At 54.3% G+C, this 11,411-nt stretch carries 14 protein-coding genes; 7 read left to right on the forward strand and 7 right to left on the reverse strand.

What is annotated here, in order from left to right:
• From AC1HCM_RS06425 to hisG, 5 genes are all read left to right on the forward strand, one after another.
• The coding region (locus AC1HCM_RS06425; protein ID WP_479460944.1) for an aspartate/ornithine carbamoyltransferase family protein at positions 1-743 on the forward strand (743 nt) is incomplete at its 5' end.
• Positions 740-1,207 carry a 2-C-methyl-D-erythritol 2,4-cyclodiphosphate synthase gene (gene ispF, locus AC1HCM_RS06430; protein WP_479460945.1) on the forward strand — a complete coding sequence of 156 codons (468 nt, stop codon included), beginning with the start codon at positions 740-742 and terminating at the stop codon, positions 1,205-1,207. The genes AC1HCM_RS06425 and ispF, both read left to right, overlap by 4 nt.
• The gene (locus AC1HCM_RS06435) at positions 1,204-1,962 is read left to right on the forward strand and encodes a patatin-like phospholipase family protein (protein WP_479460946.1); all 759 of its coding nucleotides are present in this window, start codon (positions 1,204-1,206) and stop codon (positions 1,960-1,962) included. The genes ispF and AC1HCM_RS06435 overlap by 4 nt, the downstream gene beginning before the upstream one ends.
• Positions 1,963-2,000: 38 nt before the next feature.
• A complete protein-coding gene (gene oadA / locus AC1HCM_RS06440; protein ID WP_479460947.1) occupies positions 2,001-3,851 on the forward strand; it encodes a sodium-extruding oxaloacetate decarboxylase subunit alpha in 1,851 nt (616 codons plus the stop codon).
• Positions 3,848-4,474 (forward strand): ATP phosphoribosyltransferase, encoded by a 627-nt coding sequence (gene hisG / locus AC1HCM_RS06445; protein ID WP_479460948.1) that lies wholly within the window; start codon positions 3,848-3,850, stop codon positions 4,472-4,474. Before oadA ends, hisG begins: the two co-directional genes overlap by 4 nt.
• Here the strand turns inward: hisG and carA are convergent.
• The 3 genes from carA to pyrE are packed head-to-tail and all read right to left on the reverse strand — an operon-like array spanning position 4,434 to position 6,947.
• Complete coding sequence (carA, locus tag AC1HCM_RS06450; RefSeq protein WP_479460949.1) at positions 4,434-5,558, reverse strand: glutamine-hydrolyzing carbamoyl-phosphate synthase small subunit; 1,125 nt, start codon at positions 5,556-5,558, stop codon at positions 4,434-4,436. The genes hisG and carA overlap by 41 nt on opposite strands.
• Before the next feature lie 15 nt (positions 5,559-5,573).
• The gene (locus AC1HCM_RS06455; protein WP_479460950.1) at positions 5,574-6,401 is read right to left on the reverse strand and encodes a DMT family transporter; all 828 of its coding nucleotides are present in this window, start codon (positions 6,399-6,401) and stop codon (positions 5,574-5,576) included.
• Positions 6,402-6,947, reverse strand: a complete 546-nt coding sequence (gene pyrE / locus AC1HCM_RS06460) for an orotate phosphoribosyltransferase (protein WP_479460951.1) — start codon at positions 6,945-6,947, stop codon at positions 6,402-6,404. It abuts the gene before it with no gap.
• A gap of 17 nt (positions 6,948-6,964) precedes the next feature.
• Here pyrE and lpxK point away from each other — a divergent pair, with 17 nt between their 5' ends.
• Positions 6,965-7,903: a tetraacyldisaccharide 4'-kinase gene (lpxK, locus tag AC1HCM_RS06465; RefSeq protein ID WP_479460952.1), complete on the forward strand. Its 939-nt coding sequence runs from the start codon at positions 6,965-6,967 to the stop codon at positions 7,901-7,903.
• Here the strand turns inward: lpxK and gcvH are convergent.
• The 3 genes from gcvH to thrC are packed head-to-tail and all read right to left on the reverse strand — an operon-like array spanning position 7,894 to position 9,986.
• Positions 7,894-8,376, reverse strand: a complete 483-nt coding sequence (gene gcvH / locus AC1HCM_RS06470) for a glycine cleavage system protein GcvH (protein ID WP_479460953.1) — start codon at positions 8,374-8,376, stop codon at positions 7,894-7,896. The two genes, lpxK and gcvH, sit on opposite strands and share 10 nt — an antisense overlap.
• A 3-nt stretch (positions 8,377-8,379) precedes the next feature.
• Positions 8,380-8,928, reverse strand: a complete 549-nt coding sequence (locus AC1HCM_RS06475) for a class II aldolase/adducin family protein (RefSeq protein WP_479460954.1) — start codon at positions 8,926-8,928, stop codon at positions 8,380-8,382.
• Positions 8,928-9,986 (reverse strand): threonine synthase, encoded by a 1,059-nt coding sequence (gene thrC / locus AC1HCM_RS06480; RefSeq protein WP_479460955.1) that lies wholly within the window; start codon positions 9,984-9,986, stop codon positions 8,928-8,930. Before thrC ends, AC1HCM_RS06475 begins: the two co-directional genes overlap by 1 nt.
• Before the next feature lie 47 nt (positions 9,987-10,033).
• Between thrC and AC1HCM_RS06485 the strand changes: the two genes are divergently transcribed.
• Positions 10,034-10,783: an ABC transporter permease gene (locus AC1HCM_RS06485; RefSeq protein WP_479460956.1), complete on the forward strand. Its 750-nt coding sequence runs from the start codon at positions 10,034-10,036 to the stop codon at positions 10,781-10,783.
• On the opposite strand, the gene AC1HCM_RS06490 is transcribed toward AC1HCM_RS06485, so the two are convergent.
• On the reverse strand, positions 10,755-11,411 hold a 657-nt coding region (locus tag AC1HCM_RS06490), incomplete at its 5' end, for an SDH family Clp fold serine proteinase (RefSeq protein ID WP_479460957.1). The genes AC1HCM_RS06485 and AC1HCM_RS06490 overlap by 29 nt on opposite strands.

Genomic DNA, 11,411 nt, shown 5'->3' on the forward strand with positions numbered 1-11,411 from the left:
GGACGAGGATATCCTTTGAGAAAGCCTGCAGGAGTCTGGGACTCTCCACCTACACCGTTACAGGTGAGAGCAGTTCCATGAGCAAGGGGGAGAGCTTCTACGATACGCTCAAGACCTTTGAAGCCCTCGGCTTCGGGCTCGTCATCTTCAGAGTCCCCTTCGTCTTCTATCCTTACAGGGATGTCATCTCCAAACTCGGGCTCTCCCTAGTCAACGCTGGGGACGGGACCCACCAGCACCCCACCCAGGGGCTTGCAGACCTCTTCACGCTCCTTGAGGCTTATGGAGACATAAGGGATTTGAAGGTTCTGTACGTTGGAGACATACTCCACAGCAGGGTCTTCAGGTCCGGTGCTCCCCTCCTGAGGATGTTCGGTGCAAAGGTCTCGGTTTGCGGTCCCCAAACGCTCATACCCAGGGATGTAAACGTCTTCGGTGTTGAGGAGGTATTTAGGAGCGTGGACGAAGGTATAGAGTGGGCTGACGTTGTCATATGGCTGAGGCTCCAAAGGGAGAGGCAGAGGGAGAACTACATAGCCTCCGAGAGAAGCTACTTTGAGCAGTTCGGTCTTACAAGAGAAAGATACAGGAGGCTGAGAGGCTACTTCATGCATCCCGGACCTGTCAACAGGGAGATTGACATAGACGGTTCCCTGCTTTACTCCGAAAAGTCCCTCATTCAGGAACAGGTCAGGAACGGGCTCTTCGTGAGGGTGGCGGTCCTTGAGTGGTGTCTCCGATGAGGGTCGGTCTCGGCTTTGACTCCCATGAGTTTGAGGAGGGTAAGCCTCTCATGCTTGGAGGTGTCAGGATAGAGTTCCCTTACGGACTAAAAGGACACTCCGATGGGGACGTTCTCCTTCACGCCATTACCGACGCTATCCTCGGAGCTTTGGGCGCCCCCGATATAGGAGAGCTCTTCAGCGATGAAGAAGAGAGATGGAAAGGAGCTCCTTCGGAGCTGTTTCTTAAGGAAGCTCTAAAGAGGATGAAAGATGAGGGATACAGGCTCATAAACCTTGACTGCGTTCTCATCGCCGACAGACCCAAGATAGCTCCCCACAAAGGAAAGATAAGAAGGAGGCTGTCCGAGCTCCTCGGGGTTGAGGAGAGAAGAATATCTCTGAAGGGTAAGAGGAGGGAGGGTTTATGCGAGGCTGAGGGGATAGCCTGCATGTGCGTGGTCCTGCTGGGAGGAGGGGAGTGAGGATAAACCTCGTTCTTTCGGGAGGGGCAGCCCGGGGAGTCGCCCACATAGGTGTCCTGAAGGCTCTTGAGGAGCTCGGCGTGGAGGTGGGTGCTCTCAGCGGGGCGAGTGCTGGAGCTATAGTGGCTGTCTTCTATGCCTACGGCTACACCCCTGAGGAGATGCTCAGGCTCGTAAAAGAGACAAGGTGGTTCTCCCTATTTACGCCCAGAATACCGCGAAGCGGTCTCTTCTCCCTCAAGAAGGCGGAAAAGCACCTTACAAAGCTGATCCCTGTAGAGCGGATTGAGGAGCTCCCAAAGAGGGTTTACATATGCACCACCGACCTCCTCTCAGCCCGCTCCCTTTACATAAGCAAGGGGGAGCTCCCGCCCGTCCTCATGGGGAGCTGTGCCCTTCCGGGTATATTTGAGCCGGTCAAATACTCAGGGCACGTCCTCATTGACGGAGGGGTGATGAACAACCTGCCCGTGGAGCCCCTTGAAAGGTACAGGACTCCCAAGATAGGTGTTGATGTGAACCCTATAGAGAGGGTGGAGAAAGTAGGCAACATAGTGAACATACTCATAAGGAGCTTCTTCCTTGCTGTGAGGTCAAACGTTGATAAGAGGAGAGAGCTGTGCGATGCGGTTATCACTCCAGACCTTACGGATTACTCCCCTCTCAACATAAACAAGGCGGATGAGATATACGAGCTGGGTTACAGGAAGGCACTCTCCGTTATGAAGAGGTTCCTGAGCAGACACACTCCCTGAGCCAATTCATATATACTATCCTTTTAAGGAGTTTGAGGATGAGAGAGATAAAGGTAACCGATGTCTCCCTAAGGGACGGAATTCAGAGTCTCTTGGCGACCCGCGTAAGAACGGAGGACATGCTCCCCGTAATTGAGGTCCTTGATGGGTGCGGCTTCTGGTCCCTTGAGGTCTGGGGCGGAGCCACCTACGACGTGTGCCTCAGATACCTGAAGGAGAACCCTTGGGAGAGGCTCAGGAAGTTCAAGGACATAGCCAAGAACACGAAGCTGGAGATGCTCCTGAGGGGTCAGAACGTTGTGGGTTACAGGCATTACGCAGACGACGTCGTTGAGGAGTTCGTCAAGAAGGCTTACGACAACGGGATAGAGGTCTTCAGGATATTTGATGCCCTGAACGACACGAGGAACATGCAGAAGTCCATTGAGGTAGCCAAGAAGGTCGGCGGTATTGTGAAGGGGGTCCTCTCCTACGCTATAAGCCCCGTTCACACCGTTGAGTACTACGTGAGGATAGCTGGAGAGCTGGTGGATATGGGGATAGACATAATATCCATAAAAGACCAGGCGGGTCTCCTCTCACCAAAGGTAGCCTACGACCTCGTCTCAGCCCTCAGGTCCGAGTATCCCGATTACCCGGTTCATCTCCACACCCAGACGACCGCAGATCTGGCTGAGATGGCTCAGCTCAAGGGGATAGAGGCTGGAGCTGAGATGATTGATACAGCCTTTTACTCCCTCTCCTGTCAGACATCCCACCCGCCGGGAGAGACTATGATCTACGTCCTCAGGGAGCTTGGATACGAGATAAACGTTGATGCCCAGCTCTACAAGAAGGCTGGGGATATGTTCAGGGAGGTAAGGGCTAAGTACAGCAAGTATGACGTCCTTCCTCCCTACCCGGACGTCGGTGTTCTGATACACCAGATACCCGGAGGGATGATAAGCAACTTCATAAGCCAGCTCAGGGAGCAGAACCTGGAGGAGAAGCTTGAGGAGGTGCTGGAGGAGGTTACGAGGGTCAGGGAGGACCTTGGCTATCCGCCCCTTGTCACACCTACCAGCCAGATAGTCGGGACCCAGGCCTTCATGAACGTCCTTCACGGGGAGAGGTACAAGGTCGTAACGAAGGAGACGAAGGACTACGTCAAGGGTCTCTACGGAAGACCCCCCGCTCCCATAAGGGAGGAGATACTCAGGAAGATACTTGGGGAAGAGGAGCCCATATACGACAAGAGACCCGCAGACCTGCTTGAGCCCGAGCTTGAGAAGGCGAAGGAGGAAGCCTACGAGGCTGGTGCAAGGTCGGAGGAGGACGTCCTCTCATACGTTCTCTTTCCGGTCGTTGCCAAGGAGTTCTTTGAGTGGAGGGAGAAGGTTGAGAAGGGAGAGCTTCCGCCCGTTCCAATAGAAGAGCCCAAAGAGGAAGAGTGCCCGGATAGGGCTCCCGTTGAGTTCAACATAACGGTTCACGGAGAGCAGTACCATGTCCAGATAGCGGGAAGGGGAGAGGAGACGGCGGGAGGAAGGACCTTCTTCATAAGGCTTGATGGAAGGCTTGAGGAGGTAGTTCTCCAGCCTATAAGGGAGGTTGAGGTAGGTAGAGGGGGTTACGAGCTCCCGGAGGGTGCCCCCGTCACCCCAAAGAGACCAAAGCCGAGGGACATAGGAGACGTCACCTCACCCATTTCGGGTAAGGTCGTGAACATCAAGGTGAGCGTCGGTCAGGAGGTAAAGGAGGGCGATGTCCTTATGGTTGTTGAAGCTATGAAGATGGAGAACGAGATACACAGCCCCGTTGAGGGCGTGGTTGAGGAGATACTGGTTCAGGTAGGGGAGAGCATAAACCCCGACGAGGTTCTCATGAGGATAAAGCCCAAGAGGAGATGATAAAGATAGCGGTCCCAAAAGGGAGGCTCTTTGAGGAGAGCACCGAACTCCTGAGCTCCGCAGGAATACTTCCGGAGAAGCCCTCCGAGGGGAGGAAGCTAACCCTTGAGCTTGGGGAGGTAACCCTCTTTCTGGTAAAGCCCTTTGATGTCCCCGTTTACGTTGAGAACGGGGTGGCGGACTTAGGCATATGTGGCTACGATGTTTACCTTGAGAGAAAGCCCGAGGTTTACAGGATACTTGATCTTGGTATAGGGCTCTGCAGGATATCGGTGGCGGGCAAGCCCGAGAGTGAGGAGAAGTACTTCTCAAGCCACCACCTGAAGGTAGCCACCAAGTACCCGAACATAGCGAAGGACTTCTTCACCCAGAAGGGCGTGAAGGCGGATGTCCTCGTCCTGAGTGGCTCGGTTGAGCTCGCACCTGTCATAGGGCTTTCGGACTTCATCCTTGACCTCGTTCAGACAGGAAGGACCCTCAGAGAGAACGGTCTAGTTGAGATTGAGGAGGTCGGCTCCTCAAGCGCGTGGCTGATATGCAACAGGGCGAGCTTCAGAAACAGGGCTGACAAGGTAAGGGAGGTCATTGAGAGGCTTTCTGAGAGAGCTGGACGAACTCCCTGAAGAGATAGTAAGAGTCGTGGGGACCGGGGGAGTTCTCGGGATGGTACTGGACCGCAAAGACGGGGAGGTCCCTGTGCCTTATACCCTCAACGGTGTTGTCAAGTAGGTTCAGGTGGGTGACCTCAACCTCAGGTGGCAGGGAGTCCGGGTCTATGGCGAAGTTGTGATTCTGGGCTGTTATCTCTATCCTTCCCGTCCTGAGATCCTTAACGGGGTGGTTCCCTCCGTGATGTCCGAACTTGAGCTTGTAGGTCTTCCCGCCCAAGGCTAGACCTATTATCTGGCACCCGAGGCATATGCCGAATATGGGCTTTTTGCCGAGAAACTCCCTGACGAGCCTTATCCCGGATACCACCCTCTGGGGGTCTCCCGGTCCGTTGGAGAGGAAGATTGCATCGGGGTTTTCTCTTCTTACAAACTCCTGAGCGGATTCGGGGGGAACCACGAAGACCCTTGCACCCTCCGAGACGAACCTCCTCAGTATGTTGTACTTTATTCCGAAGTCAACCACCGCTATAAGCGGTCCTTCAGAATCAACACTTACATAACCTCTCCTGAGGTCCCAAGCTCCCTGCGTCCAGCGGTAAACCTCCTTTGTTGATACCTCGCTCACAAGGTCAAGCTCAGATATGTCAGGAACCTGACGCGCCCTTTCCACAGCCTCCTCAGGAGATAGGTCCCGGGTGGATATTATCCCTCTCACCACTCCCCTCTCCCTTATCCTCTTGACCAGAGCCCTCGTGTCTATCCCCTCTATACCTACGACTCCGCTCTCCCTCAGATACTCCTCCAAAGACTTGGTAGCCCTCCAGCTTGAATACTTTGCAAAGGACTCCTTTACCACGAAGCCGTTAACCTGAACCCCTCTTGACTCAACGTCTTCAGGATTGACGCCGTAGTTGCCTATCTGGGTGTAGGTCATCACGACTATCTGCCCCCTGTAGGAGGGGTCTGTCAGTATCTCCTGGTAGCCGGTCATGGAAGTGTTGAAGACGAGCTCCCCCGAGGTCTCCCCTTCGGCACCGAAGGAACGCCCGAGAAAGTAGGTTCCGTCCTCAAGGGCGAGTATAGCCGGCTTACCCATCGGGGAAAGATTTTACTACAGGGAGAGGAGGACAGCTCCGGCGACCATAAGCACAGAGCCCCAGAAGCTCCTCCTTATCTCCTCCCCAAAGAAGAGCTTCCCATAGATTATGTCAAGGATTATCGCGAGCCTCTCAATGGAGGCTACGTAAGAGGTGTTGGTTAGGTTGAGGGCAAGGGTGTAGGCTACCATACCGAGGGCGAAGAGAACTCCCATGGGAAGGTTGAGGGGGTTTCTGTAGTTCCTCTTCTTGAAGAGCTCAGAGATGCCCACCAGGGGCATCAAGCCAAAGCTCATGACGAGGCAGTAGTACCAGGCGAAGAAGTAAGGGTTGCTCTCAACTATCACGAACTTGCCTACAACCACGTTGAAGCCGAAGAGGGCTGCCGAGAGGAGCATGTAGAGGCTACCTATATTGGCTCTGAAGAAGGAGCGCGGGGAGCCTCCCGTTATAACGAAGGAGCCCAAGAGTATGAGGAGGATGCCGAGGAAACCCGGGAGAACGAGCTCCTCACCGAGGATCAGATACCCGAAGAGGGCTGAGAAGAGGGGCATGAAGGCAAAGAAGGGCATCCCTACGGAGAGGGGGGCGTACTTGATGCCCTTAATGAAGAAGAGGGAGGCGACCACCTCAATGGGAAGCCAGAGGAAGGTGCTCAAGAGGACAGTCCTGTTCAGGTCCCAGAACAGTAATCCGAGGGGAGTTAGGAGGATGGCTCCTATGGGAAACCTTATCCATAGAACAAACTTTTCCGTGTAGCCCTTCAGGAGGCTCTTCTTGTTGAATATGTCGTTCGTAGCCCAGAAGAAGGCTGATAGGAGGGCGAAGAGTACGCCTTCCATCTAAGGGAGGAGCTCCGAGAGCTTGAAGAGGGAGTAAAGGGCGAGCCCCTCAGCTTCAATGTTTTCCCTTCCCCCCTCTTCCCTGTCCACTATGGCAAAAACCCCTATGACCTCAAGCCCAGCCTCCCGACAGGCTCTGACCGCCTTCAGGGATGAACCGGCGGTCGTGACCACGTCCTCCACAACGGCTACCTTTTCTCCTTCCCTGAGGAGCCCCTCAATCTGCCTCCCCATGCCATGACCCTTTGGCTCCTTCCTAACCACAAAGGGCTTTATCGGTCTTCCGTCCATGTAGGAAACGAAGGAAACGGCGTAGGCTATCGGGTCCGCTCCGAGGGTGAGCCCACCCACACCCTCAGGGTTGAACTCGGACACGAGCTCATACATCAGCTTCCCGACAAGATAGGAACCCTCAGGGTCAAAGGTTATCTGCTTTAGGTCAACGTAGAACCTGCTGAGCTTCCCCGAGGAGAGCCTGAAGACGGGCTCGTCCGCAACCTTCAGGGACCTCTCCTTTATTAGCTTTGCGAGCCTTTCCCTTTCCATGGTGCTAATATTTTAAGGTGTTCCTTCGTGCCCTATCCCTGCTTTACGGCGGAGCCGTCTCTATAAGAAACCTCCTTTACGACAGGGGCTTGATTGAGGTAAAGAGGCTTCCCGTCCCGGTCCTCTCGGTTGGGAACCTATCCGCCGGGGGAACCGGGAAAACATCCCTCGTGAGGTTCTTGGCAGGAGAGCTCGGAAGGACCCTTCGGGTGGCTGTACTTCTCCGGGGCTACAGGCGCAAGAGCAGGGGGGTGCTCACGGTCTCCGAGTGGGGAGAGCTCAGGACGGACCTCCCGAGCGCGGGGGACGAGGCTTACCTTCTGGCGAGACTCCTTCCATCTGCTTCGGTTGTGGTGAGCGAGGACAGGTACTCTGGGGGCGTTCTTGCTGTTGAGAGGCTCGGTGCCCAGCTGATCATACTGGACGACGGCTTCCAGCACAGGAGGCTTTACAGGGACATTGACATAGTTCTGCTGAGGAGAAGGGACCTCGGAGACAGGCTCCTTCCTGCTGGTCTCCTGAGGGAGCCTTTAGAGAGCCTTAGCAGGGCTGACGCGATAATTCTCTCCTATCAGGATGTGGAGCCCTTTGAGTTCAGCTACGGGGGAAAGCCGATCTTCAAGCTCTTCAGAAACTTCTGCTGTCTGAGGAACTACAGGATGGAAAGGATACCCCTTGAGGAGGTTAAGGATAGGGAGGTGGTAGCTTTCTCCGGTCTGGGGAGCAACGAGCAGTTCTTCAGGGTCCTTGAGAAGCTAGGTTTCAGGCTGAAGGAGAGATTCTCCTTTCCAGACCACTACCACTACAGGGGCTTCAGCCCGAAGGAGGAAGAGCTCTACATAACAACGCTTAAGGACCTTTTCAAGCTCCCTCCTTCAGATAACGTCCTTGCCCTTGACTTTGAGCTTGAGGTCCCCGGTCTAATACAGCTCATAAGGGAGAGGCTTCAGGAGTAGAACTTCTTGCTTATCTGGGCGAGCTCCTCTCCACAGTTCACATCTTCCCTCTCTATGTACTCCTTCTGCTTCTGGATGGCTTCCTCTCCCGTGACGAGGTCTTTGAGGTCCCTCTCAAGGTTTGTCGGCTTTATCTTGACTATCCAGCCCCTACCGTAGGGGTCTTCGTTTATAAGCTCAGGGTTGTCAAAGAGCTCTTCGTTCCTCTCTATAACCTCACCCTCTATCACCGCAGGTATGGGACCAGTCCACTTACCGCTCTCAAGGGAGGCTAAGGGCTTGTTCTTCGGAACCTTCCTTCCGGGCTTCTTTATCCTTATGTTTATTATCTTCCCAGCCCTCGCCTGACCTATGTCTGTGGCACCCACCGTAACCGTTCCGTCCTCGTTCACCCTGAACCAGACCTGATTCTCTATGTCGTAGTAGAGGTCGGGCGGAAGCTTACATCCTCTATAGACAACCTCTTCAGCCATCTCCTACCTCCTGTGTAGAAGTATTTTACAGGAATGCTCAAGGGTTGAGAGGAAGCTGTAAGCCCTGAGGAGATCCCTGTGGGCTGCGAAGGCCCCGTGCCCCCTGACCACTACAACAGGACTATCTATCAATCTCTCCGAAAGGGCATTGGCAAGCTCCACCGAGGCTGAGGGCTTCTCAAGGGAGAGAACAGAAACCCTGCCCAATATCTCTCTCCCCTCAGAGTCAAGGGGTTCTATGAAATCTACCCCAAAGGCTATTAGAAGTGTGTTCGTTGGGTGGGCGTGAACAACAGACTCCTTTCCCGTTCTCAGGATCACCTCCCTGTGGACGGGAAGCTCAACCGAGGCTCGGCTGTCAAGAAGGCTCCTTTCCTTAAGGGGGAGAGCTATGATGTCCTCCGGAGCGAGGGAGCCCATGTTTGAGCCCGTTCTAGTTATGAATATCCTCTCCCCGTAGGACCTGCTGATGTTCCCTGACCGGGCGCTGACGAGACCCTCCTCAAAGAGGAGCTTTCCAACCCTGATTATGTCCCTTACTATCCAATCCATCAGAAGCCGAGCTCTTTCACAACAGCCTCAAATTCGGGAGGGACAGTAACAGGTTCATCACAGACCTTTATGGCTGTATCGGGGTCCTTGAGTCCATTACCCGTAAGGGTGCATACAACCACCTCTCCACCTCTGAAGAAGCCTTCCCTCGTGAGCTTTATAAGTCCGGCAACGCCTGCCGCAGAGGCTGGTTCGCAGAATACACCCTCTGTTGAGGCTATCGTCTTATAGGCGCTGAGTATCTCCCCGTCGCTGACCATGTCTATCCTGCCTCCCGATTCTTCCGCAGCCTTAAGGGCGTTCTTCCAGCTGTAAGGGTTTCCTATCTTAATAGCTGTGGCTATCGTCTGGGGGTTCTTTATAGGGTAGCCCTTCACTATCGGGGCGGCTCCCTCAGCCTGCCATCCCATCATCCTTGGGAGTTTCTCCACCTTTCCGGCTTTCCTGTAGTCCTTGTATCCCTTCCAGTAGGCGGTTATGTTGCCGGCATTTCCAACTGGTATGAAGTGGTAGTCGGGGGCATCACCGAGGGCATCGCAGACCTCGTAGGCTGCTGTCTTCTGCCCCTCTATCCTGTAAGGGTTCACCGAGTTCACTATCTCAACGGGGAACTGCTCCCCGACCTTTCGGACTATGTGAAGGGCATCGTCAAAGGTTCCTCTTACCGCGAGCACCTTAGCCCCGTATATCATCGCCTGTGAGAGCTTCCCAATTGCAACCGCTCCCTTGGGAAGGAGAACGTAGGCTCTGAGTCCAGCCCTCGCAGCGTAGGCTGCAGCTGAGGCTGAGGTGTTCCCGGTGGATGCGCAGATGACAGCCCTCTTCCCGCTCTCAACAGCCTTTGATATGGCGACGGTCATCCCCCTGTCCTTAAAAGAGCCCGTAGGGTTGAGCCCTTCATACTTCAGGTAGATCTTCCCTTTAAAGCCTATAGCTCTGGCGAGGTTTGGAGCCTCTATCAGGGGCGTGTTGCCCTCCAGGAGGGTTATCACGGGGGTTTCATCGCTAACGGGTAGGAATTCTCTGTACTGTTTTATTATCCCTTGCCAGCAGCTCATAACCCGCTCTTAATTATAACCCCTGAGTGTTGGAAAATATTAGCACCATGGAAAACCTCCCATTCCTGCTATCTTACGGTTTGATAGTGATAGCCATCCTCTTGGCCCACAGGGAAGGTCTTGGGAACGAGAGGGAGATATTCGTCTCCTCCCTAAGGACAGCCCTTCAGCTGGTCCTTCTTGGATACATACTCAAGTACCTTCTTAGGCTTACGAGCCTGCCCGAGATGTTCGGGGTAATACTGGGGATGTCCTTTGTCTCCGCCTTTATAGCCTACGAGAGGGTAAAGCACAGGAGCGTTCTGCTGACTAGCTTTGTAGCTATAACGCTCACCACCTTTTTGACCCTTCTACTGCTCCTTGTCCTGAAGGTACTCCAGCCTTCAGCCCACCAGCTAATACCCTTTGGGGGTCTGATAGTGGGGAACACCCTCAACTCAATAACCCTCTCCCTTGACAGGTTCCTCGGAGACGTCAGGAGCAATCTTGAGGAGATAGAGGCTAAGGTAGCTCTCGGCGCCACACTCCGTCAGGCAATGGACGACGTCTTCAGGAACAGCCTGAGAACCTCGCTCATACCCAAGATAAACTTCATGAAGGCTGCGGGGCTCGTTCACATACCTGGGGTTGCGGTGGGCATGCTGATGGCTGGTGCAGACCCCATGATGGCTATCCTCTTCCAGATAGTAATACTCTATGCCCTCGTATTTGCAGGGCTCGCCGGAAGCATAATGATGCTCTACTTAAGCTACAGGAAGAGCCTCCAGCTCATTGACGGGAGGGCTCGGAGGAGTTAGGGAGCTGTTTGTAAGGCACTGGTATGTACTGAACCGATGGTGGCTGGGCTCCCATGGGCTGCTCGTACAGCTCCATCAGTGCATAGACCTCCTGAGGAACATCGGTGCTGACGTTTAGCCCGAGCTCCTTAAGGTAATCTACCGTCAGGGGATAGTCGTGGGTGAACTTGCCTATGGCGAGCTCCTCAGCTATCCTCTCCGCCCTATCCTTCTCCATGCCCTTTGATGTGAGGAGCTTGGTAAGGTAGTCCTTCATCTGCTTGATAGCCTTCTCGGACACGTCCGCAAGTATGATCGTCTGGTCGTCTACGTCCTTTAGCTCCTTCTTCTCCAAAACCTTCAGTATTGAGGCGGCTGGCATCTGCCCTATCTGGGGATCTACGGGACCGAGAACCGCATTCTCATCCATAACGATCTCATCAGCAGCGAGGGCTATGAGTGTTCCACCAGACATAGCGTAGTGTGGAACTATGACCCTCACAGGTGCCTTGTGCTTTGCTAAGGCGTTGGCTATCTGGGTTGCGGCGAGGGCGAGACCTCCGGGGGTGTGGATGATGAAATCTATCGGCATGTCCTCGGGGGTCATCCTGATAGCCCTGAGTACCCTCTCCGAGTCCTCTATGTTTAT

The sequence above is a fragment of the Hydrogenivirga sp. genome (assembly GCF_056450045.1).